The sequence below is a fragment of the Bacillus sp. S/N-304-OC-R1 genome (genome assembly GCF_019749375.1).
Classification (GTDB): domain Bacteria; phylum Bacillota; class Bacilli; order Bacillales; family Cytobacillaceae; genus Cytobacillus.
This window is the reverse complement of record NZ_JACWFE010000004.1, coordinates 397,929-423,588: the sequence shown is the minus strand read 5'-3', so window position 1 is coordinate 423,588 and position 25,660 is coordinate 397,929. Positions and strand designations below refer to the sequence as shown.

The following is a 25,660-nucleotide window of genomic DNA, read 5'->3' as shown; positions in this document are numbered from 1 at the left end:
ACTATGTAATGTAATAGATGTATCATTTTAAGTAGTTATCAAAACTACATAACAACATATTAGGGGGTTATCTTATGACATCTTATATCCGCGAACCTATTAATGGACTCACACACTTAGCTGGAGCAATCCTTTCATTTGTCGGGCTTTTGGCTATGGTTATTAAAGCTTCAATCACTACTTCCTCTCCTCTCGTGATTACGTCTGTCATTATTTTTGGAATAAGTATGATTTTGCTTTACACTGCTTCTGCCACCTATCATATGGTAATTGCAAAAGACCTTGTCATCGCTTTCCTGAGAAGACTAGATCACTCAATGATTTTTGTACTAATTGCTGGTTCCTATGCTCCCTTTTGCCTTATTAGTTTAAGTGGTGTAACTGGCTGGGTTATTTTTTCGATTGTAACGACTATATCAGTGATAGGGGTTCTTTTTAAAATGATATGGTTTAATTGTCCAAGATGGCTTTCAACAATGCTTTATGTAGCAGTAGGCTGGATTATAATCTTTGCATTCTCCCCATTGTCTCATTCTTTAAGCAAGCCTGGAATATTACTATTATTGTTAGGCGGAATTCTATACACTATTGGTGGTGTTATATATGGAGTTAAACCTAAGTTTCTGGAATTTGATCATTTTGGATTTCATGAAATCTTTCATATTTTCATAATGCTTGGGAGCATGTCCCATTTTCTTTGTGTATATTTATATGTAATATAAAAACCCGCTCTAGCAATTAGAACGGGTTTTCCCTGTTAATAGCCCATATTCATGAACACGGAGAAGAAGTATGCAAAGAGAAGTATGACACCAATAACTAAAAGAATGAATAATGCCACAATGATCCAGCCTAAAGCCTTTCTTCCTGTCACAATTAAATAAATTCCTAATCCTAAAAGTCCAAATATAAATCCTACAATCCCCCATAATACAGGACTTTTCCCATGTTTCGGAGCATCAATTACCAAATATACAGTGATCAAAATACTTACAATTAGTCCAATACTATATTCCATTTTCTCCCTCCCTATTTAATCAAAAGCACATAATAAATTTCTATACAATTTTAACAAAAATATGCAGAGGAATTAATCTGTAATGCTTGTCTATTACGGTTGATAATGCCTTTTTCAAAAGCGGTAGAAATTTTTTTACATAATTACCAACGAAAAAGGAAAACTTTTAAGAAGGGAGTGTGCTATTAATGTTTCGTGATTTGTTTAAAAAGCTGCTACATACAAAGGTTAGCAATAAAAAGTTCAATGAGATATCAAATAAGCGAGAAATCGAAATAAAAGAGAATCCTATTTCAGCAAATTTAGAAAAAACAATTGAGATTTTTGAGCAAATATATTCGATTCCAGAAAATAAAGATGTAAAAATTAGACGTTTGGTTATAAAGAGTTTAAATCGAAAAGCAGCTATTTTAACGGTAAGTACGATTACTGATCCAGTAATTTTGGATGATTTCATTATTAAACCACTTCTTAGAAATGCTAATGAAAAAAAAGTGGATGATATATTACAAGGTCTGACTATTTCGCCTGATACTGTCATTATGGATATTATCACAAAAATAAATAATGGACATGCTGTCCTCTTTATCGAAGGCTTTAAAAATGCCTTTTGTATAAATGCTGCAAATTTTCATGGCCGGGACATTGGATCACCAGACAATGAAATTGCTCTAAAAGGTTCAAAGGAAGCCTTTACAGAGAAAATGGATATAAATATTTCATTGATAAGGAAAAGAATTCGTAATGAAAGCCTAATATTTGAATCAACTATGGTTTCTGAACGAGCAAGAAACGAAGTAACATTAGTCTACTTAAAGGATATAACAAATGAAAAACTACTAAATAACATAAGAGAACGACTCAAGAGTCTTAGTGTTGATTCCATTCAAAACCTCGGTTTATTAGAACAACATATTGAAGAAAGAACATTTTCGATATTCCCAACGATTTTATATACTGAGAGACCGGACAGAGCTACAGCGTATATCGAAAATGGCTATATCATTTTAATAATGGAAAATTCCCCTGCCTCCTTGATTGTACCAGCAACGTTTTGGTCGTTTTTCCATACATCTGAAGATTATTATATGAGGTTTTTGTACGGCAATTTCACGAGGGCTTTACGAGCAGTCGGAATGTTTATCACCATATTTGCTTCAGCAATATACGTTTCCATTACAAACTACCATACTGAAATGATTCCTCCAGATTTATTGCTGGCCATCGCATCTACAAGGGAAAAGGTACCCTTTCCAGCATTATTTGAAGTGTTTTTGATGGAAATAGCTTTTGAACTTATTAGAGAAGGCGGTCTCCGAGTCCCCGCTCCAATCGGTCCCACCATTGGTATTGTAGGAGCATTGATTCTTGGACAGGCAGCAGTTCAAGCAAATATTGTTAGTCCTATTGTTGTAATTGTTGTAGCGTTAAGCGGCTTAAGTTCTTTTACTGTTGGAGATCTCAGTATGAATTTTACAATCCGCTTAATTCGTTTTTGTTTTCTTATTGCTGGAGGTCTATTTGGATTTTACGGAATGACCGCTTTGTTTACAGCTGGAATATTTTATTTAGTCTCATTAAAATCCTTTGGTGTTCCCTACTTAGCCCCGATGACACCGAAATATATATCATCTAAAGATACCGTATTTAGGAGGATGCTTAAGGATGAAATGTTCCGTCCAGGCTATTTGAAGCCAAAAGATATGAAAAAAACTAGGAGAATTTAAATGGAAGAGTCTAAGGGAAAGATCGGATTACGTGAATTTGTCGCAATCATTTTTCTTACTGTTGGCCCAAAATATGGGGATGATTCACCAACCATATTGTATAAATATTTAGATACTGCAGCTTGGATGGCACCGATAATAATTTCTATTTTATCAATAATCCCTATATATTTTATGATAAAAGTACTAGGAAACTACGAGGAAAAAAATTTATCAGATGTCATTAGACGGCTATTCGGAAAGTATATTGGATTCATTATCTTGATGATTTTATGGATCATACTGATATGTGCCCTAACCTTTGATACAGCGATATATTCTAATATTATAACGACGATGTATTTCTCTGAAACTCCTTTAATCGCAGTATACGTTGTACTTATGGCGGTATGTGCCTATGGTGCAAAAAAAGGGCTGCAGCAAATCGGCTCTGTTTCGTGGGCAGTCCTATTTTGGATTAAATTGTCACTTCTAAGTGTATTAATTATTATTCTGTTTCGAGGGGAATTTAGTTTCTTATTCCCGATTTTTGGTCCCGGACCTTTAGAAGTAGTAAAAGATAGTTCAATGAGATTAACACTTTACGCAGAGTTTCTCTATCTAGGTCTTATCTACCCATATTTAAGCAGTAAACGTCACTTTAAAAAGGCGATCTGGATTACCTTACCTTTGATAACTGTAGAAATTACAATTGCCATCATCGGTTTTATTTTGTTATTTGACTATGTTGGTGTGAAGATGATGAACTATCCATTCCATGAAGCTATTCGTTATTTGGAATTAGGATTTTTAATTAATATTGAGACCTTTTTCTTTCCCTTTTGGCTCATTGCTACATTTGTAAGGTTTACTTTCTATTTATACCTTGCTTCCTTACTTTTCGGTGATCTATTCAAAATAAAACATTTTGAATATTTAACCCCTATTTTAGCCACTTTAGTTTTTTTCCTTGGATTGATACCTGAAAGCCCAACATTTACGATTTTCTATCTTAGGGAAAAATTACTCACATATGTGAGCCCACTCTTTTTTTTACTGCCAATTATCATTTGGATTCTAGCAGTGGTGAGAGGAGAATTTAAAAATGATAAGACTAAAAACTTTCATTAAAATGATTTGCCTCCTTTTCCTCGTGATCACATTAGGTGGTTGCTGGGATAGGAAAGAAATTGAGAAAAGAGCTTACGTAATATCAATTGGGCTTGATAAAGGAACAGGTGATAACCTTAAAATTTCATATCTTATTGCAAATCCGGACTATGGTACGCAGCAGCAAGGTGGTGGAACGAATGAGCCTCCTCAAGAAATCATTAGCTTCGAAACAGGGGATATAATTACGGCAGAAACGAAAGCCAATACAGTAATCGCAAAAGAAATATCCTATGATTTGTTAAGAAATATAATGGTTTCAGAAAAACTTGCGAAAGATAAAAACTTTATTAGATGGTTATACGACACGACGAAAGAAAGAGAAATTAGAAGAGATGTATTCTTAGTCGTAACTAAGGAAGATGCATTAAAGTTCTTTGAGCAGAATAGTCCAAAGCTTGAGTCAAGGGCTCATAAATATTTCGATCTTATTATTAGGCGCGGTCTAGAAACGGGATTAATCCCAAATTCTCAATTGCATAGATATCTCAGAATAACAGAATCAGATGCAGATTTATTTTTAGCGATTTATGCAACGACAGAGCATAATCCTGAGGAAGAAAAACCATCAACCGAAGGTGATAATCTTTTTGCCGGACAATTTAATACAACTGGGGAAACGAATAGAACCCAATTTCTTGGCTCAGTTATATTTAAAGAAGGAACAATGATTGGCAAACTGACAGGTGAGGAAACGAGAATAGCGAATATATTAAACGATGTGGAGCCTGCACCAGAAATGGTTGTTTCAGTACCAGATCCTTTTAATAAAAATTTTCGTATCGCTGCAAAACTAAAAAAGCTTAGAAAAAACAAAGTGGATTTCAAAATTAAAGACCAATCTGGTAAGTTACATATTACCATTCCTTTAAGGGTTGATATATTAACCGATCAAAGTATGGTTAATTATGCGAAAAGCCTGGATAAAAGAAATGAGTTAAAAAGTTATTTAGAGGAGCGTTTTTCATCAAAAATTAATAAATTTATTGCTAAAACCCAAGAAGAATATAAAGGAGAACCGTTTGGCTGGTCATTGTTTGCCAGAAAGAAGTTTCTAACTTTGCCTGAATATGAAAAATTCAACTGGGAAAAACAGTACCCTGATATGGAGATATCCACTAAGGTTGAAATTACATTTGGAAATTTCGGCAGACAAAGCAGGATGCCAAAACTGAAAAGTGTGAGGGAATAATATGGTTATCATGACATGGATCTTAATGATCTTTTTGTTTACTTATACAATTGGCTTTTCTGTTGCTCTTTGGAAGGATCATAATAAAATCGGTTCCCTTGCAGTTTCTTCTTTAGTAGTTATCACTTTTGTCAGTGCCTTCTTTGGAATTCTAAAATAAAAAACGCGACCTATTTTGTTTTTTGAAGAGGTCGCGTTTCTATTAATTAATTCGTTCCAAGAACAACTCCAAGCTCTTTTAAGTATTGTCTATAAGCAATACTCATCCTATCGCACACTAAGGAAAGTTCAACTTGTAAATCTAGAGGAAGTTCCTCTGGCTTTTGATTTTCTACAACTGGTTTATCCTGAGCAAAAATCTCATCCTGGAACTTGATAATTTCTTCATCTGATAATCCCGTTTCATAATCAAAGGATAGGATGCCGTATGCCACCGATTTCGATTCTGTTTCTGGACGTATTGTTAAAAGAATCGTCATATGAGTCCCATTTTCACGGTCCTTTTTTGTAAACAGGACGGTCAAAGGACGAATAATTTCATATGTGTAATAAACATACTTCGGTTTTCCGGAGCCATCTGGGTCTGGCTGATAAATAGCAATCTCATCAGAATATATACGGTTCCCCTCTTTATTTACGGAATAATCATTTATGACACGGTGAGTTTCTGTACCAAGAAACCCTTGGTGGACAACAGCTAAATGTCCGACATCCAAGAAATTTTCTACTATACGAGGAGGTTTCGCATTGACCTCCTGTGGACCCCATATGACATTACGATAATCCGCTCCTTCCATTTCCTTATAATAGAAGAAATCAGGCTGGTTATTACCTAAATTCACCCAAATAAATCCGTATTTTTCTTGACATGAATAGCTGATTGCCTTTGCTTTATTAGGAATTGCTCTGCCCTCAGGAAGCTGAGGGATTTTTACGCAATTCCCCTCATCATTATACTCCCACGCATGATAAGGACATACAAGACAGTCATGCTTAACTTCTCCGAGTGAAAGAGCAGCTCCTCTATGAATGCATAAATCTTTAAAAGCGTGAACCCCTTTGCTATTTCTGAAAATAACAAGACGTTCTCCCATTAAAATAACTTGTTTTGGCTTATCTTCTACATCGATTGAGCGACAGGCTACAATCCAATCTTCTAGCAATACTTTATCTTGTATCATGTTAGTCTCCTCTATCAAGTTTTCTCTATTTTCATTTTAATGTGAATACTATTGTGGGTCAACCATAAATACGAACAAAATTAATTATTTTTTAAAAAATGTTCGTTTTTTATATACAAACAATTAAATTTTTAATATAATCCAGTTGAAAACAAGAAAATCACATACAATCTAGGAGGAATACCATTGGAAAAAAGACCAGATAATGGGATTATAATTGGAGTAGATGATAAAATTAGTTATGGAAAGGCGCTTTTGCTTGGAGCACAGCACGTATTAGCAATGGACTTATATATTGCACCAATCATTGTTGCCGGACTTCTATCTTTAGGAACTGAAAACACATCCTTCTTCATCCAAATGTGCTTTCTAGCAACGGGACTTGCGACTTTAATTCAAACTGGCGCTGGCATTAAACTTCCAGTAGTACAAGGTCCTTCATATGTACCGATTGGTGCAATTGCAGCGATTGGAGGCAAGCTTGGCTTAGGCGCCATTGCAGGTAGTCTTATTCCTGGTGCGCTAATTATTGCCATTCTTGGTTTTCCTTTAAAATGGTTTGCAAAGGTAGTTAAGAAAGTGATCCCACCTCTTGTTGGAGGCACTGTTATTATTATTGTTGGAATCGCGTTAATGCCGGTCGGTATCAATAACATCTATATTGCACCAGGGAATGTAGGAGATAATATTATTGTTGCTGCTGTTTCTGCTGGAGTGTTAATCGTTTGTATGCTTCTTGGCCGTAAAGTAAGCGGACTTGGAACGTTTTTCCGTTTAGTATCTGTTCTTATTGCAATAATTGCTGGAACAATTACAGCAAGTTTCTTTGGAAGTGTAGATTTCTCTCCTGTTAAAGAAGCTGCATGGTTCTCATTGCCATCGTTCCTTCCATTCGGTAAACCTATCTTTAATGTAAGTGCAATTATTACAATGGTTTTAGTTTATTTCATTATTTTAATCGAAACGACTGGTACTTGGTTTGTTGTTTCAACTGTAACTGGGAAAGAGCTTGATGAGAAGCGGTTAAACCGCGCTGCTGTTGGAGAAGGCCTTGGCTGTTTCGTTGGTGCCCTTTTCGGAAGTACACCGATGACAGGTTATTCTTCAAATGCTGGGCTACTAGCGATTACAGGGGTTGCCAGCAGATTAGCCATTATGGCTAGCGGACTAATTCTTGTATGTTTAGGCCTAGTACCAAAGCTATCAACGGCAATCACATGTATTCCTGAACCTGTTATTAACGGAATTTTTGGTATAGTTTGCGTGGCTATTGTGACAAATGGGATGAAGGTTATTCAGCCAATTATTATTGATGACCGAAATATGATGGTCATTGGGCTTCCGATTTTGTTAACAATCGCTGTTACTGTATTACCAAAGGATGTTTTATATAGTGCGCCTGAATGGGCAACCTATATTTTATCGTCTGGAATTACAGTAGGTGCGATTGCCACAGTTGTATTGAATTTAGTAATTCCTTCAGGGAAAAAGGAAACGGCTCCTGATACTATAAATGCAAATGCTTCATAATAATAAATTAAACAATGGGGAACTAGTTTGAGATTAGTTCCTCTTTTTGTATTACTGCGCTCACTTGCATTGACTTTATTTCATAATCAGAGTACATTCTATATATTAGTATATTCAAATAATCAAATATACTAAAATAACAACATAAAGAAAAGGGATGGTTATGCAGCTGAAAAATTTCTTTACCGGAAGATATGCGGGCTATTCTTTTCACAGTTTTCAAAAGGATTTAATATCCGGCTTAGTAGTTGGTGTCATTGCTATCCCCCTGGGTATGGCTTTCGCTATTGCTTCTGGTGTTAAACCAGAATATGGAATTTACACAACTATAATTGCTGGAATTTTGATCTCATTATTGGGCGGATCCAAATACCAAATTGGCGGTCCAACTGGTGCGTTTATTCCAATCTTATTTGGCATTGTCATGACATATGGATACGAAAATTTGCTTATTGCTGGTTTTCTTGCTGGTTTTATTCTTTTATTTATGGGTATATTCCGTTTAGGATCTTTAATTAAATTTATTCCCAAACCAGTAACTATTGGTTTTACTACTGGAATTGCAGTTATTATTTTTACTGGTCAGATTGCTAATTTTCTAGGTTTAGAGAATGTTGAAAAGCACGAATACTTTTTACAAAATATCGAGGAAATCTTTAATCATTTAGATTCATTCAACATATTAAGCATTTTGACTGCCGGCATTTGTCTCTTTATCATACTCTTAATACCTATGTTCTTTCCGAAAATTCCTGGACCTTTAATCGGATTATTGATCTCTACTATCATTGCCAATCTTTTTTACCCAAGCGATATTGCCACAATTGGCTCGACTTTCGGTGTGATTCCCAGTTCATTGCCACAATGGCGGTTTCCAGAAATCACTTTCGAGAAGATTCAATTACTTATTGGACCTGCATTTGTCATTGCTCTGCTTGGAAGTATTGAGTCTCTTTTATCTGCTGTAGTTGCTGACGGAATGACTAATGGAAAACATAATAGTAACAGGGAGCTTAAAGCACAAGGGATAGCGAATATTATTACACCTTTATTTGGCGGAATCCCGGCAACAGGAGCCATTGCCAGAACAGCTACCAATATTAATAATGGGGCTGTTTCTCCTTTATCAGGAATTACACATGGATTTGTAGTTTTGCTTGTACTTTTACTTTTTGCTCCATATGCTTCAATGATTCCACTCGCAAGTATGGCTCCTATTCTAATGATTGTAGCTTGGAATATGAGTGAAAAGCATGTATTCTATCATATTTTAAAAACAAAAACAGGGGACTCTATCGTTCTCGTTGTCACATTTTTATTAACCGTGTTGATTAATCTTACAGTTGCAGTTCAGGTTGGACTTCTATTAGCGCTGATTCTTTTTACAAAACGAATGAGTGATATATTAATTACCACAAAGGTACTGCCAAATCCTATGCATAAGAATAAAAAGGTTGATTCAAAGGTGGTTTCGAAAAACCGGGATTGTCCGCAAATTAGCATCTATAATGTTGAAGGTCCCCTATTCTTTGGAGCTGCACAATCATTTTCACAGTCGATCATGAAAACAATATATTATAAACCAAAAGTGCTGCTATTAAGAATGGAGAATGTCCCTTTTATGGACACGACAGGTGAAGCCTCTTTAGCTTCAATTGTCAGTCATTTTTCGAAAACCGGGGTTATTTTAATTGCCGGGATGAGAGCTCAACCGAAGAGAGTCATAATAAAAACTGGGCTATATGAAGTCATAGGTGAGCATCATTTTTTTGAACATACAGGAGAGGCTATTGATATGGCTTTGCATTATTTAAATAAAGAAAAATGTATTGGCTGTAAGCATTTCGCATTCCAGGAATGTGCGGTATTATCACAAGAAACAGATCAAGTTCAATCTAGGAAAAATCTATTGTCTTCTTCATAAAGAAAGAGCGGTTCTGCTTTAGTCGTGCAGACCGCTTTTTGATTTCGTTCTATTTCTGTTTATCCTTCCACTGCTTCATAGGATCTGCAAGAGACTGATCAATCTGCATTTGGATAATATTTATTTCTCTTTCGCTTCTTGCTTTAGCCAATTCGCGATAAATCATTTTCGATTTACCTAGCCCTGCTTGTTCAGCATCATCTACAGAAGCTGCATAGTAGACATCTTGAATGCCAGCAAAATACATTGCCGTTAAACACATCGCACACGGCTCTCCACTTGCATATATCGTGCAATCACTTAAATCCAATGTTTTGAGATCTGCCTGGGCCCTTCTAATGGCTAAAAGTTCAGCATGTCCGCTAATATCATAATGAAGATGAAGTTCATTTACTCCCTCGGCAATTACCTCATTGCCCCTTACCAAAACTGCACCGAACGGCTGTCCCCCCTTTTCAACATTATCGAGTGCCAACTGTATTGCTTGCTTCATAAATTGGTCCATTTCGAAACTCCTTTCACATTTAATCATTATTTCTAATTGTTTGTTTATAGATTGTACCATAGTTAACTTAGTGTAGCTTGAATTAGATTTAGGACACTTCTGTTTAGTTTTTGAAGAATACAATATAAAAATCGAACCAGTATCCCCTATCTCTGGGATCATTCATGTTATCATGGTATTATTAATACTAATACTTTTTATTATGTATACATCTAGCAATTAATTGGCAAGTATGACACCGACTTTTCCGGTCAACTATAGCATTCTGCTGAAAATGTACTGTCTTTATTGAAAGAAGGAGTTTATGACATGAACCTTGAAATGCAAAAATTCAAAGCGGATTTCTTTAAAGCTTTGGCTCATCCGCTCAGAATTCGAATTCTAGAACTTCTCTCTGAAGGCGACAAAAGTGTAAATGAAATTCAAACACTTGTTGGAAGTGAAGGGTCTGCAGTTTCCCAGCAGCTGACAGTCCTGCGCTCAAAAAACATTGTAACAGGAACAAAGGACGGCAATCGCGTTATCTATTCATTGCGGGACCAGATGATTATTGATCTGCTACAAGTAGCTAGACAAATCTTCAATAATCATCTTGTTGATACAATTACGATGTTAGATAAGTTTACAGAAAGTGAAACTAGTGATGAAACTGACTGACACAGCTTGGTTTGAAGCTGTGTTTTTTTGTGCTCTTGTCATGTGAACTTCCACCTCTGTAAAAGAATAATTCTTTTTTGTTAGCTAACAATAACGATGAAACTTACTAATTAATTATTTGTCAAAACTCCTTACAATGGAAAATATAATTAGGGGCACTATGCATTACATGTTACTCCCAGGAGGAATTTATATGAGTCATGATCTAGTCAATGCTGCTTCTAGGTCAAAGGCAAGCTCTGAAAAGATTTGGACCCGAGATTTTATTCTAATTGTTTTGTCCAACTTTTTTGTTTTTCTAGGATTTCAAATGACATTGCCGACGATTCCCCTATTTGTAGAAAAATTAGGAGGAAATGATCAGTTAATTGGAATTGTTGTTGGTATCTTTACATTTTCGGCACTCCTTCTTCGGCCATTCGCTGGTCATGCACTTGAATCAAAAGGAAGACGGTTTGTTTATTTAATTGGGCTGGGCATATTTGTACTGTCTGTCGGGTCTTTTGGATTAGTACATAGTTTGATGTTTCTTTTTATGCTCCGAATTATTCAAGGTGTTGGTTGGGGTTTTTCAACGACTGCCTCGGGTACGATTGCAACTGATTTAATACCGCCTAGAAGAAGAGGCGAAGGAATGGGTTATTATGGCCTTTCAGGAAATTTGGCTTTAGCACTTGGTCCAACTATTGGATTATCTTTAGCTGGCATAATTTCTTTCAAGTCTCTATTCCTATTCTGTTCATTGTTAGGACTTACAGCCTTGATCTTATCCTCTACAATTCGTTATAAAAAAGTAGAATCTGTTGCTGTTGCTCATAAAAAGTGGGATTTTTATGAAAAAAGTGCTCTTCCCCCTTCAATGTTATTATTTTTCTTAACCGTTACTTTTGGAGGAATTGCCTCTTTCTTGCCTCTATATTCAGCACAAAAAGGGATAGAAGGAATTCAGTGGTATTTTTTACTATATGCTTTCGCCTTATTGCTTTCCCGAACATTCGCAGGAAGGCTGTATGATCAAAAGGGGCATAAAGCAGTTTTTATTCCTGGAGCTATACTAGTGTTAATCTCGATGGGTTTACTATCTTGGTTGCCAAATAGTCTTATTCTTTATACCGCTGCCGTTATTTACGGTCTCGGCTTCGGTACAGTTCAGCCAGCTTTACAGGCTTGGTCGGTAAAAGAATCTCCCCCTCATCGAAGGGGAATGGCAAACGCTACATTTTTCTCTTTTTTTGATTTAGGAGTTGGAGTCGGTGCAATGACATTTGGGCAAATCGGCCACTGGTTTGGCTATAGTACTATTTATCAGGTTGCCGGGGTATCCGTTCTTTTATCCATTGTTTTATATCTGTTTATTTTAGCAAGAAGCGGGAAAATGGCGATTAAGGAAACTTAGAAGGGAGTTGGTTATTGTCAAACCAACTCCCTTTTTTAAGATGATCTTAAACCCAAAGACTAAACAGCCCTTCATTGAATCCTAAATTATACATGTAATAAATTCCAAATAATGTACTAATGACTCCAGTAGCCAATCCAAGTGATCCGCTAATGCTTTTACGGTTCTTGCTTATCACAAAAGGTATGCCAATAATAGTAGTAAAGAAAAGCATTCCAATAACGGTTCCAGCGCCAAAAATAAGTATGTAAATGGCTGCCTCTCCGATACTCTTCACTGTACTCATTGTTAATAATACCATAGCACCGCTGCCTGCAAGTCCATGAACTAAACCGATCAACAAGGAATTTATATACTTTGGTTTCTTGTGCTGAAGGTTATGTTCATGGTCACCATGCTGTTTATGAGCATGAACATGTTTATGATCATCACCTTCATGAACATGAATATTCTTAAAAGATTTAATAGTTTTAACTCCAAGATAAACAAGCATGATACCTACAAAAAATTCTAAGGACAAGGACCACTTTTCAGGTATTTCACCCTTCATAAAAATAAGAATAATTCCAATGATAAATAAGGTTGCTGTATGGCCAATTCCCCAAAATACCCCTGCCAATGAAGCGTTCCATAGTTTTTTGCTTTGACTTGCAATTGTAGATACTGCGATAACATGATCCGGTTCTATCGCATGTTTTATACCCAAAATAAAACCTAGAGCCAAAACTGAGTAAATAGTAACATCCATAAACTTCCTTCCTCCATTCTCTTCCTAAACTCAGGAACTATTATTATCACTGAGTTTAATGATTTTAATTTTTATTAGATTCCATGTAAATTATATTATGAATATAGGAAAATATACTTTCTATTAGTGTGGATGCACGTATTTGAAGGCAGCCTATTAATAAAATCAGACAGACCAATCCATCATTTAAATTGGTCTGTTCGAGAGATTTTCTTATTTTCGGTATTAACCAATTGGCATTGCCATTTCCCTGAATTTATCAGCTGCCTTTTTAGTATCTGCCTCAAATCCTTGTTCTATCATTGTTTCTCCTATAAATAAGATCGCCTTTTCCAGCATTTCCTCTGTTGTATTTCCCATATGTCCAATTCGAAATGCTTTTCCCGCTAAATGAGCAAGCGCTCCTGCAACTATTAATCCCTTTTCAGCGAGGGCAGCACGGAAAACCGCATCATTCATTCCTTCAGGGTAAAGAATACAGCTTAATGTATCTGCTGCTACTTCTTCTGATGCTAAAGCCTTCATACCATATACTGCAAGAGCTGCTCTTACGGCTTTACCAAATGCCGCATGTCGTTTATAACGATTTTCCATCCCTTCAGCCAGTACAAGTTTCATTCCTTTTTCATATGCGTAAATAAGATTAACCGGAGGGGTTGCAAAATATTTTGCAGGATCTTTCATTATGGGAATCCAATTGTAAATATCACAGTAATAAGCTGGCACTCGTTTGATTTGTTCTCTTGCAGCAAGTGCAGACTTGTTAAACGCGACAATGGCAATTCCTGGAGGTACTCCTATTGCCTTTTGTGAACCTGTCAAAATTACATCTATTTTAGCATCTTCATTTCCATATGACTTGCTCATGTCCTCTTCCATTGCTGCAGTGGCACATACTCCATCTAGAATAACGAGAGCTCCATGATTTTTAATGATAGGTACAAGTGAATCTAAATTAGCCGCAACACCAGTTGATGTATCAGCATGTGTTAACGTGACTGCCTTGTATTTGCCAGTTGCTAATTTTTCTTTTATTTCTTCAGGGTTTACCTGTTTACCCCATTCAGATTGGATGACCTCTGCCTCAATTTCAAATGCTTCAGCAATTTTAATAAATCGGTCACCAAAAAATCCTTGGCTTATAATCAGAATTTTTTCTCCTGCTTCTACTGTATTAACAAGAGCCATCTCCATAGCTAGTGTGCCAGAGCCAGCGACAACTATAACCTCACCGTCAGTTTTAAACATTTCTCTTGTTTTTTCAATAGCGCTCCTATATATTGCAGTAAACCTATGGTCAGTATGACTTCTCGTTTCTTCAGCTAGGGCATCATAAATAGAATCAATAACAGGGGTCGGGCCAGGTATTAACAACATTTCTTTGTTTCTCATGATCATCCTCCTAATATTCCTCATACTCATTATGAATACTTCTATACATTTCCATAAATCCCTTTAATATATTAATAATTCAAAAAATTATGTTGTTTTTAAAATATGAAAATATCGGTTGACTCTTTTATAAGATTAATATTATGATTGTTCTACACTTAATTACACAAAAGCATAAAAGCGTAAAAGCGTTGAACTATTATAGTAACTTATACAATCTTGAATGTAGAGACCTGATGGCTGGTGAAAATCAGGCAATCTGTATAGTGAATTACAAATAGGGAGCTGTTTATTCCGGTCTCGGCCGTTATGAAAACAAGAGAGCAGTTTAATCTGCTAACTAGGGTGGTACCGCGGAGCTTCCGTCCCTTTTTTGGGATGGGGCTTTTTTATTTTTTCGGAAATGAAAGGAGATTAAATGGAATGAAAAGAGAACTTACGATTGGAATGTCCGTCATTCCTATATTGGCATTAATTATTTCTGCTGCGTTATCAATTTTTATTTGGAAAGCTGGCATGCATTTTCCCTTGATGATTGGCGTAATTTTTGCTGCTTTTGTTGCAAAGCGAAGCGGCTGGGATTGGGATGAAATACAAAATATGATGGTAAGAGGTGTTTCCAGGGCATTACCTGCTGTGTTTATTCTGCTCATCATTGGCATGATAGTTGGTTCATGGATAGCTAGCGGGGTCATTCCAACGATCATTTATTATGGTCTTTCGATTTTGAAGCCAGAGCTATTCGTACCACTAGTTGCTCTTATTACAGGGATCGTTTCTGTAACTCTAGGAAGTTCCTTCACTTCTATTGCTACGATCGGTCTTGCTTTTATGGTAATCGGTGAAGGACTTGGCTTTACACCCGGTCTTGTTGCTGGGGCAGTGATTTCTGGAGCTTATTTCGGTGACAAATTATCCCCTGTCTCTGATACGACTAATATTGCTCCAGCAATGGCAGAAACCGATCTATTCAGCCACATTAAACATATGCTATGGGACACTCTTCCTGCCTTTTTCGTGTCTATTATATTATATTGGATTGTTAGTAATTCAGGTGCTGTCGGGGCTGGCGCAGATGCAAATGTAATTGATACGATTAAGACAGGATTAAATAATATATTTACTATTCATCCGTTATTATTATTTATGCCTATTCTAACGATTATCTTAATGGTTTTACGCACACCTGCGATTCCGGCATTAATGGGTGTAAGTCTTTTAGGCGGTCTTCTAGCCATATTTGTCCAAGGTTCAACTGTTTCTTCTATTATACAAATCATGACTAGCGGATTTACCGTTGATTCTGGTATCAAGGCACTTGATTCACTCTTAAACCGCGGTGGCATGATGTCTATGCTTGGAACCGTTGCCCTTCTCATTATTGCTACTGCTTTAGGTGGAATATTAGAAGAGACTGGATCGTTTGAAGTATTAACTAGAAAAATGATGGCAAAGGTAAACTCCGCTGGAACTTTAATCAGCTCAACCATTCTTTCTACATTTGTTGTTGCCTTTGCAAGCGGAGCACAATTTCTGGCAATTATTTTGCCCGCAAGAACATTTGTCAACAAATATAAAGACATGGGCATTGATACGAAAAACCTTTCAAGATGTGTAGAAGCTGCTGGAACAGTCGGTATAAATCTTGTTCCGTGGGGTGTCCCCGCTGTATTTGCAGCTAGCATTTTAAGTGTTAGCCCTGGTGAATTTATTCCATATTCATTCTTTGTATTTTTAGTTCCTCTTATTAATATTGTTTTCGGTTTTACAGGCTGGACCATATCTAAGAAAAATTACAATCATGATTCAAATAATAAAAAAGGAGAAATCACGCTATGAGTGAAGTGATCTTAAATGTAATAGGAACAGCACAAGATGCAGGTCTCCCCCATCCTAACTGCTTTTGCAAAAACTGTATGGAAGCAATCCAAAATCCTAGATTTCGGCGGCTCGCTGCTTCGTTAGCGATTGTTTTTCCAAATGAAAGAAAATGGCATTTAATTGATGCCTCACCTGATTTAAGAGAACAAATGACGAAGCTACAATTACAATATGGAATGCATGGGAAGCTAATGGATAGTATTTTCCTTACACATGCCCATTTGGGACATTATCCAGGCTTGCTTTTTTTAGGGCGAGAAGCCATTGGAGCCACAGGGATTCCTGTAATGGCTGGTAAAAAAATGAAGCAGTTGCTAGAGGATCAAGCACCTTGGAGTCAATTAACGAAACTAGGTAATATTCAGACACATGAAATATCGGACGGACAGCTCATTTCTATTTCAGAGCAAGTCTTCATAAAACCGGTTGAAGTTCCGCATCGAAATGAGTTTTCGGAAACATTTGGCTTTATTATCGAAGGACCGAATAAAAAGGTACTCTATATTCCAGACATTGACCGCTGGCATGAATGGAAACTTGATATTTATAAAGCAGCTGAAGAAGTGGATATCTGTCTTCTAGACGGTACCTTTCATTCTGTGAAGGACCTTGAAAAAATTGGCCGGGATTTCAGAGAAATTCCCCATCCATTAATGACAGAAACAATGGATAGATTGCAGGATCTAGCTCGAGAAAAGGAAATCTATTTTACGCATTTAAACCATTCGAATCCTGCTATTGATTCGGACCGAACAATTAGAAACGAAATTGAAAATCGTGGGTTTAAGATTGCCGATGATGGAATGGAAATTCAGCTGTAAGATTTTATTATGTTTCATAGCTATTAAAATGCCTGCCTTCTTTTTAGTGATGAAGGCAGGCAAATAATAAATTGTTTATATATAACTCAGACTAGCTCAGTTTTTTCTATTTCAGCTTCCAAAACTTCAACTCTGTTAAAATATGTTAGAGTTGCTGCCCCTAAAACATTCGCTGCGATTAATAAACCTTGTTCATCAATATCAAATTTCGGATGATGATGAGGATAGGCTTCTGTTCGATCAGCAATCCTTGCACCAGTAATAAAAAAGGTTCCTGGTACTCTTTCAAGGTAATAGGCGAAGTCCTCTCCCCCCATTTGAGGTGCTATTTCTTGCGTTTTTATTACCCCAGGAACATTTGGTGCAAGCTTTGCTATAAATTCAGTTTCTTTTTTATGATTGACAGTCGGTGGATATCCTCTTAGAAACTGATAGGAGAATTTCGCATCTGCCGCCAAACACGTACCTTCCGTTATCCTTCTGATTTCACTTTCCATTTTCGATCTAACTTCTTCCTTAAATGTTCTTACAGTACCAGTTAATCGAACTGTATCTGCAATCACATTAAATGCATTCTTTGCCTCAAATGAACCGACTGAAAGAACTGCGGAATCTAATGGATCTACTCTCCGGCTAACAATTTGCTGTAAATTCACAACAAGTTGGGACGCAATAACAATGCTATCTTTTGTGAGATGGGGCTGAGCACCATGGCCTCCCTTTCCTTGAATATCAATATGAAAACGATCAGCAGCCGCTAAAGCAGGTCCCGTTCGATACCCAATTTCCCCAACCGGACTCGTAGCCCAAATATGTGTCCCAAAAATAACATCTACTCCTTCTAGGCAGCCATCATCTATCATGGCTATCGCACCACCTGGGGCAAGCTCTTCAGCGTGCTGATGGATAAAAACAATGTTTCCTTCAATTTCATTTTTTAATAGATTTAAAGCTTTAGCGAGAACAAGTAATGTTGCAGTATGTCCATCATGCCCACAAGCATGCATGACTCCATCTACTTTTGATTTATATGGAACTTCATTTTCTTCCTGAATTGGCAATGCGTCAAAATCTGCCCGTAAGGCAACTGTTTTCCCTGGCTTTTCTCCTTTTAATATCGCAACGACGCCACGGCCCCCGACACCTGTTCGAACTTGGTGCCCAAGTTTTTCGTGATAACCAGCAATATACTTAGGAGTCTCTACTTCCTCAAATGATAATTCGGGATACTGATGCAAGTAACGTCGAATCTCCACCATTTCATCGTAATTTTCTTCCAATATTTTATACAATTTTTCAAGCATATTTTTCAACCCCATTCTATTTTATTTATTCTTAATTTAGTTTTATATAAGAACCTGGTCCCAACGGTAGTCCAAGTAAATACCAGACGGAGAATAATATAATCCAAAATATACCAAATGCGATTGTAAATGGAATTAAAGAGGAAATCAGTGTTCCTACCCCCATATTTTTATCAAACTTTTTCGCAAATGATAGTAAAATAGCAAAATAGGCAAGCATAGGAGTAATCGTGTTTGTAATAGAGTCTCCTATTCTATAGGCAACTTGTGTGAATGCCGGACTATAGCCTAGAAGCATAAACATTGGAACAAAAACCGGACCTAATAAAGCCCATTTTGCAGAGGAGCTTGCAATTAGAAGATTGACAATGGCAGTAAATATTATAAATCCGATTAACAACGGTAAACCGACTAACCCAATTGATTGTAGTGCCTCTGCTCCTTTAATAGCTATAATGGCACCAAGATTGCTCCAGCTAAAATAGGTAATCATTTGGGCCGCGATAAACGCTAAAACAATATAATATCCCATACCGGACATGGCTTTGCTTAATTGCTCAGCAACATCTTTATCAGATTTGATCGTTTTTGCACCAATACCATATGCAAGGGCCGGAATGAAGAAAAATAAGAACATAATGCCAACTAGTGAATCCATAAAAGGAGAAACAACAATTGATCCGGTTTCTGGATGGCGAAGTAGTGCATTTGGCGGTAATGTAACAGCTAGGAGAATAAGGATATAGATACTTAAAGAAATTGTTGCCCACTTTAATCCTTTTTTCTCATCAACTGTTAATTTCGAATTACTTTCTTCACTAGGCAACTGTGAATGATAAGTACCCAATCTTGGTTCTACAATCTTTGTTGTAACGAACACCGCTACGGGTAAAAGAACAAAGGTAGAAGCAAATAAAAAATAATAGTTCATCGCAGGATTAGCTTTATAGGATGGATCCAAAATTTGTGCACTTGTTTCAGTGAATCCAGCGAGCATCGCATCAAGAACATTTATAATAATGTTTGCACTAAATCCGCCAGCAACAGCCGCATATGCCGCTACAAGGCCAGCAATAGGATTACGTTTTAGAGCAAGGAAAATCATTGCAGCAACTGGAGGCAGTACGATTAAAGCAGCATCAGCAGCTGCATTTCCTACAATTCCGATAATTACGATAATCGGAAGGATCAATTTGCTTGGTGCAGACAATACAACTTTCCTCATAAATGCAGAAATTAGGCCAGTTGATTCAGCTAGCCCTACCCCAAGCATGACGACAAGAACTATTCCAAGGGGAGGGAAATTAACAAAGTTTTTGACCATTTCTGAGAGAATCCGCTTAATCCCATCTCCATTCAATAAATTAACTGCATCTATTTTTTCTTTCGTTGCTGGGTTAATCGCACTCCAGCCTGAAAGCCCGGCAATCGCAGATGTTATTAAAATAATTACTGTAAAAATAACAAACAGTGTTAATACATCAGGTAATTTATTCCCATTTACCTCGATCCAATCTAAAAAGCGGTAAAACATGCCTTTTTTCTTTGGTTTATTTACATTTATTTCAGGTGTGCTCATATTTATAATCCTCCTTTATTTTTAAGTTTTTTTCTCGATATAGTTATAGATGGTGAATTTAGATACATCTAACAACTCAGCAATATTTTGAATTGTTCCTTTAATAAGAAATAGTCCCATTTCATCGAGTAAATGAATAAATTCCATTCTTTCAATTTTATTCATTAATCCTATAGGTTTACCAATCTTCTCGATTGCTCGCTCTATCATTCTATCCTCTAAATCTGCTACTGTTTGAGGAAATAGTTCGTCTTCCTTCTCCTCTTGGACATTTACCAATTCATTCATAACACTAGTAGCTAGGGATAGAAGGGTAAGGTCAATGTTTATACAAAGACATCCAACAATTTTTCCATCGTTATCCCTAATAACAATGGAGGAAGACTTTATCTTTTTTCCCTTTATACTCTTGTTTGGATAGTTTAATAGAAGGTCCTCTTCAGCACCTTTTCTTAATATTGCTAATCCTAAATCAGTTATAGGTGAACCTACCTCCCTGTCGGTTACATGTCCATTAAAAATGGCCACAATGGAAGAGGAAATGTCCGTTAAGTCATGTACAACCACCTCACAGTGGCTGCCGACCGTTTTGGCGATCCCTTCAGCAATAGGCAGGTAGTTTTTAAATATAGGATGCTGTGCTTTCTTCTGATCGATTTGGTACATTATGCCCTCCAATTTGATCTCCTTTTATCGAAAAATTCAACTAATTGTGTTGGTATTTAAAATATGTTCCTTAGTCTTACTATCGTTTTCATTATGCCTCTTCATATATTGAAGGAGCGCTTCTTTAAAATGCTGTATTTCTTCCCTTGTGTTGTATGGTGCAAGGCCAATTCTGATCCAGCCGCCAACTTTATTGACATCTAGTTTTTTGGCCATAGTAGACGCATAGAAATCTCCATCTGCTACGCACATATTATAATTTTGAGCGAGCCACTCGGTTACATTTCGAGAATGGTGGTGGTCAATCGTAAAAGCAAATGTTGGTGTTTTTATGCCTTTTGATGAACGATAGAGACGTATATCGGGAATACTCCTTAAAAAGTTTTCTAAGTCAATGGATAGCTCAGTTTCATATTCCTCTATTGCTTTCATACCAGAAAGGAGTCTCTCCCTTCTAGTTTCTCCAAAGCCTAATTCTTCAATAAATTTAATAGCGCCCCTAACGCCTGAAATTCCTTCATGGTTTTGTGTCCCAGTTTCTAATTTATACGGAATATTAGAAGGAGCAGGATTTAATTTGTATACGGAAAGCTTTTCAAATAATTCCTTCCTAATATATGCAATCCCTACATGAGGCCCAAAGAACTTATAAGCTGAACAAAGCAAAATATCACAGCCAAGAGTACGTACATCTATTTGTAAGTGAGGAACCGCATGGACTGCATCAACAATAACAAGTGAGTTTACTTCCTTTGCTCTCTCGACAATTTTGCTAATATCTGTAACAGTTCCTGTGACATTTGAAGAAAGTCCAACTGCAACAATTTTTGTTTTTTTTGTTATTACTTCGTCAATGTTTTCTAAATTTAGTGATAAGCTTTCTTTGCTAAGCTCGATGAATTTTATAGTAGCTCCCTTATCATTTGCTAATTTGATCCAAGGATCGATATTGGCATGGTGGTCCAGCTCCGTTACAACAATCTCATCCCCTTCGCGGATGTAATCATTAAGACTTCTAGCTATTGAAAACGCTAGTGTTGTCATATTTGCTCCAAATGCCACTTCCTTTTCCTCACAACCCAACAAATCTGAAACTGCCTCCCGTGCCTCGGAAATAACTAATTCTGTTTCAATACTTGTCTGAAACGTCCCATGTAGATTTGCCATTCCTCTTTTCATATAGCGATACATCGATTCAATGGCATAGTCAGCCATTTGTGTACCGCCAGGACCATCAAAATAAATAACTGCTTTTTCTCCTTCCAATCTGGATAATGCAGGAAAATTATTTCTTACTTGTTCAATTGGAAAATGACTTGCCAACTTTTATTCAGCCCCTTTTTCATTTATTCAAATAATTGATAAGTTAGTTAGTTTCCTTGCTATGTGAGTTGTTTGAATAGGGTTAATTACATCATTTAAGAATTGATTTCAAGATGAGTTTTTGAATGTGAGGTATTATTATGAACCATTCGTCCATTTAAGAAAACATAAACAGGTTCACATAAGTTATGGATATTCTCTAGAGGATTGCCACGTACAATAGTAAGATCTGCTTCTTTACCGATTTGAATAGAACCTATTTTATGATCCATTTGAACTGCCTTTGCTGCACCTAATGTAGCAGAATAAATAGCTTTTCTAGGAGTCATTCCGTATTCAATCATTAATGATAGTTCTTTTGCCAGCAAACCAGGAAAATTAAATGGAGTACCGGCATCTGTACCAGCCGCAATCGGAACTCCAGCCTTATAGGCCATTTGAAAACTAATTTTATGATCATTGATTATTTTTTTCACTTTAGAAATCATATAGTCAGGAACAGTGCCTGGTTTATCCAGGATAAGTGTTGGGGCTAATAATGTAGGTACAAGATATGTGCCCATTTTCAGCATAAGTTCAACTGCTTCTTCATCAAGCAAATATGCATGCTCAATAGTTGTAACTCCTGCCCTAATCGCATTTTTTATTCCTTCAGTTCCAATCGTATGTGCTGCTGTCGTTTTCGAAACTTTTGCAGCTTCTTGACAAATACACCTTAATTCCTCCTCAGAAAATTGAGTAGCACCAGGTTCATTTCCTTGTGTCAATACTCCCCCAGTCGCCATGACCTTAAGCAAATCAGCCCCAGCTTTTAACTGTGATCTAGCTGCTTTTCTTACCTCATCGCAACCATCTGCTTCAATAGCCATAACATGCCCATGTCCACCCGTCATTACTATTGGACTACCGGCAGCGAATACCTTTGGTCCTATGATTTTTCCAGATGATACTGCATTTCGATATGCAATATCTGCATTGTAACGAGTACCAAGATTACGAATAGCGGTAATTCCCGCTTTCAAAAATTCGTATCCTTGTTGAACCGCCAAATAGGCGATATCTGCAGGACCCTCATCTTTCATGCTTAAAAATGGATCTGGGGAAGCATCCATTCCTAAATGAACATGGGAATCGATTAATCCAGGGAGAATGGTTAGCCCAGTACCGTCAATTTCTTCTACATCTGAATATCCTTCATCTACTTTATGTCCAAATCCGACTATTGACTTTTCATTAAAGAGTATTTCTCCTCGTTCAATTACCTCTTCATCGTTACAAGTCAAAATTCGGATATTCATAAATTTATAGATCATTTCATTAACTCACTCCTTTTATAGTTTTTTTCATGATAGTTCTGAATAATAGATTGAAAGAGTTCAAAGCTTATATTTCCGCCACTAACCATGACTACCACTTTTTTATTCTTTAGTGTGGTATGTCCATTAACTATCGCTGCCAATGCAGCAGCCCCTGATGGTTCTACGACAAGCTTTGCTCTTTCAGCTAAAAGAGAAACACATTCTGCAATTTCTGTTTCTTTTACTAAAACCAATTCATCAACATAGCGTTGAGTATGAGCAAAAGTAAGGTCACCAGGCTTTTTAGCCATTAGCCCATCAGCAATTGTATTAACCTTTTCTATCTCAACAGGCTTTCCATACTGAAGAGATGTATACATTGCTGTGGCTCCCTCTGTATTGACTCCTATCACCTTAATGGATGGCTTTATTTCTTTTAATGCTGCTGCAACGCCTGAAATAAGGCCACCCCCGCTAACCGGAATAATAACTGCATCTGTTTCTCCCAGTTCTTCTAGAATTTCAAGTCCAATCGTTCCTTGCCCAGCGATAATATGATGATCATCAAATGGATGAATCATAGAAAATCCTTCATCTCGATGCAATTGTAATGCTTTTTCATACATCTCTATCGATGTATTTCCATGTTCAATAGCCTTTGCTCCATACTGAATAATGGCATTTTTTTTACTCATTACAGGGTTATTAGGCATAACAACAGTTGCCTGAATGCCTAACCTTTGAGCTGCATAGGCGGTTCCAGCTCCGTGATTTCCTGCTGAAAAAGCGACTATCCCTCTTCGTTGCTCCTCTACCGATAAATTAGCAACTTTATTATAAGCCCCCCTAATTTTGAATGATCCAGTTTTTTGAAGGTTCTCAGTTTTTAAGAAGATTTCATTTCCAGCCAAATTTGAAAAAGTATGTGAACTTTGAAGATTAGTTGGTATAATAATACCGGCAAGTGTAGCTCTTGCTTGTTTAATCTGTTTTAATGTGACATACATATTTTCACTCTCCTATTCTAATAATTCGGCTATGAGCTCAATTTCAACAGGAATATTAAAAGGAAGAACATTCGTGCCAATTGCGGTACGGGCGTGTTTCCCATTATCCCCCAGTATTTCTACAATAAGATCTGAGGCGCCGTTAATCACTTCAGGCTGTTGAAAAAAATCATTTGCACTATTTACAAAACCAAGAAGTTTCAACACTCTAATTTTTTCCAGACTTCCTACCTCTGCATGGATAGTGGATAATAAATTTACTGCTGAAATCCTTGCTGCTTCATAAGCCTCCTGAACAGAAAGTTCCTCCCCTACTTTTCCAACATAGCGAGCCTCACCATCAATAAATGGACCAGCACCGGATAAAAATAGCAGGACTCCGCTTCTCCTCAAAGAAACATAATTTGCCATTGGCTTTGGAGATTGTTTTGGCCAGTATAAACCTAATTCCTTAATTTTTTCTTCAATTACCATTTATTCAACTCCTTTCTATGAATTAGTTTTATTATGTCATAATTTTCAGACATTTCAATAAGTTTTTGTAATTTTTAAAATTTTTTGTATTTAATAAGATTGATTGGTATAATGTAAAAAATCAATAATATAATGGATGGTGATTTAATAGATGCTATCAGAGTTATTTTTGCATGACAGCTATGCTACTAATTGTAAAGCTGATGTGATTCATATTGATAACGAAAAGGTCATACTAAATCAAACGGTATTTTATCCAACAGGAGGCGGGCAGGAGCATGATAACGGCTGGCTTCATCAGGGTATTCACTCCTTTGAGGTTTATAAAGTGAAGAAAGAGCAAGGTCAAGTTGTTCATTATATTAAAAATCATGAGAATCTGACATTAGGACCAATTAAAGCAGAGATAAATTGGGATAGACGATTAGGATTAATGCGGCATCATTCAATGCTTCATGTGATAGGGGCGGTATTCTATAAGCACTTTGGCTCTTTATGCACTGGGAATCAAATCTATCAGGATAAAGCGAGAATTGACTTAACAGGAATTTCTGATTTAGAAATTGAAGAGATAAATAATTTAATTGCAGAAGCAAACAGGGAGATCGCGGCTAATCATCCTGTTTCAATTTCCTTTGTTTCTAGAAAAGAGGCGGAAACTTTATCCGGCACGATTAAAACAGTTGTTAATCTCATTCCTGAATCAGTAAATGAAATTAGATTGGTGAAGATTGGTATCCTTGATTTGCAGGCATGTGGAGGAACCCATATTAAAGAAACACGAGAAATTGGTAGAATAGTTTTGGAAAAAGTAAAGAATAAAGGAAAAGGTATAACTAGATTAGAATTAAAAATTGAATAGCTTATTTTTTCTACATTATCAATCGC

General features: G+C 36.6%; 24 protein-coding genes and 1 other annotated feature. Of the genes, 12 read left to right on the top strand and 12 right to left on the bottom strand.

Annotated elements, in window-relative coordinates; translation table 11 throughout:
• Window positions 1-74: 74 nt before the first annotated feature.
• A complete protein-coding gene (gene trhA, locus H0173_RS07230) occupies window positions 75-722 on the top strand; it encodes a PAQR family membrane homeostasis protein TrhA (RefSeq protein ID WP_221845654.1) in 648 nt (215 codons plus the stop codon).
• Between the two features lie 35 nt (window positions 723-757).
• On the opposite strand, the gene H0173_RS07225 is transcribed toward trhA, so the two are convergent.
• On the bottom strand, window positions 758-1,018 hold the full coding sequence (locus H0173_RS07225) for a hypothetical protein (RefSeq protein WP_221845653.1): 261 nt from the start codon (window positions 1,016-1,018) through the stop codon (window positions 758-760).
• Window positions 1,019-1,206: 188 nt separating this feature from the next.
• Here H0173_RS07225 and H0173_RS07220 point away from each other — a divergent pair, with 188 nt between their 5' ends.
• From H0173_RS07220 to H0173_RS07205, 4 genes are read left to right on the top strand one after another with little or no spacing between them, the layout of a single operon-like run.
• Window positions 1,207-2,745 (top strand): spore germination protein, encoded by a 1,539-nt coding sequence (locus tag H0173_RS07220; RefSeq protein WP_221845652.1) that lies wholly within the window; start codon window positions 1,207-1,209, stop codon window positions 2,743-2,745.
• Complete coding sequence (locus H0173_RS07215; protein WP_221845651.1) at window positions 2,746-3,855, top strand: GerAB/ArcD/ProY family transporter; 1,110 nt, start codon at window positions 2,746-2,748, stop codon at window positions 3,853-3,855.
• Window positions 3,830-5,086, top strand: coding sequence for a Ger(x)C family spore germination protein (locus H0173_RS07210; RefSeq protein ID WP_221845650.1), 1,257 nt, complete (start codon window positions 3,830-3,832; stop codon window positions 5,084-5,086). The genes H0173_RS07215 and H0173_RS07210 overlap by 26 nt, the downstream gene beginning before the upstream one ends.
• 1 nt (window position 5,087) lies before the next feature.
• On the top strand, window positions 5,088-5,246 hold the full coding sequence (locus tag H0173_RS07205) for a hypothetical protein (RefSeq protein ID WP_221845649.1): 159 nt from the start codon (window positions 5,088-5,090) through the stop codon (window positions 5,244-5,246).
• Window positions 5,247-5,292: 46 nt separating this feature from the next.
• Here H0173_RS07205 and H0173_RS07200 read toward each other — a convergent pair whose 3' ends face one another.
• Window positions 5,293-6,267 carry an aromatic ring-hydroxylating dioxygenase subunit alpha gene (locus H0173_RS07200; RefSeq protein ID WP_221845648.1) on the bottom strand — a complete coding sequence of 325 codons (975 nt, stop codon included), beginning with the start codon at window positions 6,265-6,267 and terminating at the stop codon, window positions 5,293-5,295.
• 186 nt (window positions 6,268-6,453) lie between these two features.
• Here H0173_RS07200 and H0173_RS07195 point away from each other — a divergent pair, with 186 nt between their 5' ends.
• Together H0173_RS07195 and H0173_RS07190 are read left to right on the top strand one after the other, a co-directional pair.
• Complete coding sequence (locus tag H0173_RS07195) at window positions 6,454-7,797, top strand: uracil-xanthine permease family protein (RefSeq protein WP_221845647.1); 1,344 nt, start codon at window positions 6,454-6,456, stop codon at window positions 7,795-7,797.
• A gap of 163 nt (window positions 7,798-7,960) precedes the next feature.
• Window positions 7,961-9,721, top strand: a complete 1,761-nt coding sequence (locus H0173_RS07190) for a SulP family inorganic anion transporter (RefSeq protein WP_260631068.1) — start codon at window positions 7,961-7,963, stop codon at window positions 9,719-9,721.
• Between the two features lie 49 nt (window positions 9,722-9,770).
• Here the strand turns inward: H0173_RS07190 and H0173_RS07185 are convergent, their stop codons facing one another.
• Window positions 9,771-10,226: a nucleoside deaminase gene (locus H0173_RS07185; protein ID WP_221845646.1), complete on the bottom strand. Its 456-nt coding sequence runs from the start codon at window positions 10,224-10,226 to the stop codon at window positions 9,771-9,773.
• Between the two features lie 309 nt (window positions 10,227-10,535).
• Between H0173_RS07185 and H0173_RS07180 the strand changes: the two genes are divergently transcribed.
• Both H0173_RS07180 and H0173_RS07175 read left to right on the top strand, forming a co-directional pair.
• Window positions 10,536-10,883: an ArsR/SmtB family transcription factor gene (locus H0173_RS07180; protein WP_221845645.1), complete on the top strand. Its 348-nt coding sequence runs from the start codon at window positions 10,536-10,538 to the stop codon at window positions 10,881-10,883.
• A gap of 193 nt (window positions 10,884-11,076) precedes the next feature.
• Window positions 11,077-12,279, top strand: a complete 1,203-nt coding sequence (locus H0173_RS07175; RefSeq protein WP_221845644.1) for an MFS transporter — start codon at window positions 11,077-11,079, stop codon at window positions 12,277-12,279.
• A gap of 46 nt (window positions 12,280-12,325) precedes the next feature.
• Here H0173_RS07175 and H0173_RS07170 read toward each other — a convergent pair whose 3' ends face one another.
• Both H0173_RS07170 and H0173_RS07165 read right to left on the bottom strand, forming a co-directional pair.
• A complete protein-coding gene (locus H0173_RS07170; RefSeq protein WP_221845643.1) occupies window positions 12,326-13,027 on the bottom strand; it encodes a HoxN/HupN/NixA family nickel/cobalt transporter in 702 nt (233 codons plus the stop codon).
• A gap of 225 nt (window positions 13,028-13,252) precedes the next feature.
• Window positions 13,253-14,419 (bottom strand): pyridoxal-phosphate-dependent aminotransferase family protein, encoded by a 1,167-nt coding sequence (locus tag H0173_RS07165; RefSeq protein ID WP_221845642.1) that lies wholly within the window; start codon window positions 14,417-14,419, stop codon window positions 13,253-13,255.
• A 182-nt stretch (window positions 14,420-14,601) separates the two neighbouring features.
• Window positions 14,602-14,792, top strand: a binding site (T-box leader).
• 50 nt (window positions 14,793-14,842) lie between these two features.
• Between H0173_RS07165 and nhaC the strand changes: the two genes are divergently transcribed.
• Both nhaC and H0173_RS07155 read left to right on the top strand, forming a co-directional pair.
• Window positions 14,843-16,258, top strand: coding sequence for a Na+/H+ antiporter NhaC (gene nhaC / locus H0173_RS07160; protein ID WP_221845641.1), 1,416 nt, complete (start codon window positions 14,843-14,845; stop codon window positions 16,256-16,258).
• On the top strand, window positions 16,255-17,121 hold the full coding sequence (locus H0173_RS07155; RefSeq protein ID WP_221845640.1) for an MBL fold metallo-hydrolase: 867 nt from the start codon (window positions 16,255-16,257) through the stop codon (window positions 17,119-17,121). Before nhaC ends, H0173_RS07155 begins: the two co-directional genes overlap by 4 nt.
• 86 nt (window positions 17,122-17,207) lie before the next feature.
• Here the strand turns inward: H0173_RS07155 and H0173_RS07150 are convergent, their stop codons facing one another.
• The 7 genes from H0173_RS07150 to H0173_RS07120 form a co-directional block, all read right to left on the bottom strand.
• Window positions 17,208-18,425, bottom strand: coding sequence for a M20 family metallopeptidase (locus H0173_RS07150; RefSeq protein ID WP_313770615.1), 1,218 nt, complete (start codon window positions 18,423-18,425; stop codon window positions 17,208-17,210).
• Between the two features lie 31 nt (window positions 18,426-18,456).
• Entirely contained in the window at window positions 18,457-20,004 is a 1,548-nt protein-coding gene (locus H0173_RS07145; protein WP_221845638.1) for an AbgT family transporter, read from the bottom strand.
• Window positions 20,005-20,025: 21 nt separating this feature from the next.
• Complete coding sequence (locus tag H0173_RS07140; protein WP_221845637.1) at window positions 20,026-20,670, bottom strand: helix-turn-helix transcriptional regulator; 645 nt, start codon at window positions 20,668-20,670, stop codon at window positions 20,026-20,028.
• A gap of 36 nt (window positions 20,671-20,706) precedes the next feature.
• Window positions 20,707-21,993, bottom strand: coding sequence for a cysteine desulfurase-like protein (locus H0173_RS07135; protein WP_221845636.1), 1,287 nt, complete (start codon window positions 21,991-21,993; stop codon window positions 20,707-20,709).
• Between the two features lie 95 nt (window positions 21,994-22,088).
• Window positions 22,089-23,306, bottom strand: a complete 1,218-nt coding sequence (locus tag H0173_RS07130) for a metal-dependent hydrolase family protein (RefSeq protein WP_221845635.1) — start codon at window positions 23,304-23,306, stop codon at window positions 22,089-22,091.
• Window positions 23,303-24,298 (bottom strand): threonine ammonia-lyase, encoded by a 996-nt coding sequence (gene ilvA / locus H0173_RS07125; protein ID WP_221845634.1) that lies wholly within the window; start codon window positions 24,296-24,298, stop codon window positions 23,303-23,305. The genes H0173_RS07130 and ilvA overlap by 4 nt, the downstream gene beginning before the upstream one ends.
• A gap of 12 nt (window positions 24,299-24,310) precedes the next feature.
• The gene (locus tag H0173_RS07120) at window positions 24,311-24,772 is read right to left on the bottom strand and encodes a RidA family protein (RefSeq protein WP_221845633.1); all 462 of its coding nucleotides are present in this window, start codon (window positions 24,770-24,772) and stop codon (window positions 24,311-24,313) included.
• A 151-nt stretch (window positions 24,773-24,923) separates the two neighbouring features.
• Between H0173_RS07120 and H0173_RS07115 the strand changes: the two genes are divergently transcribed.
• The gene (locus H0173_RS07115; protein ID WP_221845632.1) at window positions 24,924-25,634 is read left to right on the top strand and encodes an alanyl-tRNA editing protein; all 711 of its coding nucleotides are present in this window, start codon (window positions 24,924-24,926) and stop codon (window positions 25,632-25,634) included.
• Window positions 25,635-25,660 lie beyond the last annotated feature (26 nt).

Excerpts from the sequence above, each read along its gene's own strand:
- trhA (WP_221845654.1), top strand. The coding sequence starts at position 75 with ATGACATCTTATATCCGCGAACCTATTAATGGACTCACACACTTAGCT.
- H0173_RS07225 (WP_221845653.1), bottom strand. The coding sequence starts at position 1,018 with ATGGAATATAGTATTGGACTAATTGTAAGTATTTTGATCACTGTATAT.
- H0173_RS07220 (WP_221845652.1), top strand. The coding sequence starts at position 1,207 with ATGTTTCGTGATTTGTTTAAAAAGCTGCTACATACAAAGGTTAGCAAT.
- H0173_RS07215 (WP_221845651.1), top strand. The coding sequence starts at position 2,746 with ATGGAAGAGTCTAAGGGAAAGATCGGATTACGTGAATTTGTCGCAATC.
- H0173_RS07210 (WP_221845650.1), top strand. The coding sequence starts at position 3,830 with ATGATAAGACTAAAAACTTTCATTAAAATGATTTGCCTCCTTTTCCTC.
- H0173_RS07205 (WP_221845649.1), top strand. The coding sequence starts at position 5,088 with ATGGTTATCATGACATGGATCTTAATGATCTTTTTGTTTACTTATACA.
- H0173_RS07200 (WP_221845648.1), bottom strand. The coding sequence starts at position 6,267 with ATGATACAAGATAAAGTATTGCTAGAAGATTGGATTGTAGCCTGTCGC.
- H0173_RS07190 (WP_260631068.1), top strand. The coding sequence starts at position 7,961 with ATGCAGCTGAAAAATTTCTTTACCGGAAGATATGCGGGCTATTCTTTT.
- H0173_RS07185 (WP_221845646.1), bottom strand. The coding sequence starts at position 10,226 with ATGGACCAATTTATGAAGCAAGCAATACAGTTGGCACTCGATAATGTT.
- H0173_RS07180 (WP_221845645.1), top strand. The coding sequence starts at position 10,536 with ATGAACCTTGAAATGCAAAAATTCAAAGCGGATTTCTTTAAAGCTTTG.
- H0173_RS07175 (WP_221845644.1), top strand. The coding sequence starts at position 11,077 with ATGAGTCATGATCTAGTCAATGCTGCTTCTAGGTCAAAGGCAAGCTCT.
- H0173_RS07170 (WP_221845643.1), bottom strand. The coding sequence starts at position 13,027 with ATGGATGTTACTATTTACTCAGTTTTGGCTCTAGGTTTTATTTTGGGT.
- H0173_RS07165 (WP_221845642.1), bottom strand. The coding sequence starts at position 14,419 with ATGAGAAACAAAGAAATGTTGTTAATACCTGGCCCGACCCCTGTTATT.
- nhaC (WP_221845641.1), top strand. The coding sequence starts at position 14,843 with ATGAAAAGAGAACTTACGATTGGAATGTCCGTCATTCCTATATTGGCA.
- H0173_RS07155 (WP_221845640.1), top strand. The coding sequence starts at position 16,255 with ATGAGTGAAGTGATCTTAAATGTAATAGGAACAGCACAAGATGCAGGT.
- H0173_RS07150 (WP_313770615.1), bottom strand. The coding sequence starts at position 18,425 with ATGCTTGAAAAATTGTATAAAATATTGGAAGAAAATTACGATGAAATG.
- H0173_RS07145 (WP_221845638.1), bottom strand. The coding sequence starts at position 20,004 with ATGAGCACACCTGAAATAAATGTAAATAAACCAAAGAAAAAAGGCATG.
- H0173_RS07140 (WP_221845637.1), bottom strand. The coding sequence starts at position 20,670 with ATGTACCAAATCGATCAGAAGAAAGCACAGCATCCTATATTTAAAAAC.
- H0173_RS07130 (WP_221845635.1), bottom strand. The coding sequence starts at position 23,306 with ATGATCTATAAATTTATGAATATCCGAATTTTGACTTGTAACGATGAA.
- ilvA (WP_221845634.1), bottom strand. The coding sequence starts at position 24,298 with ATGTATGTCACATTAAAACAGATTAAACAAGCAAGAGCTACACTTGCC.
- H0173_RS07120 (WP_221845633.1), bottom strand. The coding sequence starts at position 24,772 with ATGGTAATTGAAGAAAAAATTAAGGAATTAGGTTTATACTGGCCAAAA.
- H0173_RS07115 (WP_221845632.1), top strand. The coding sequence starts at position 24,924 with ATGCTATCAGAGTTATTTTTGCATGACAGCTATGCTACTAATTGTAAA.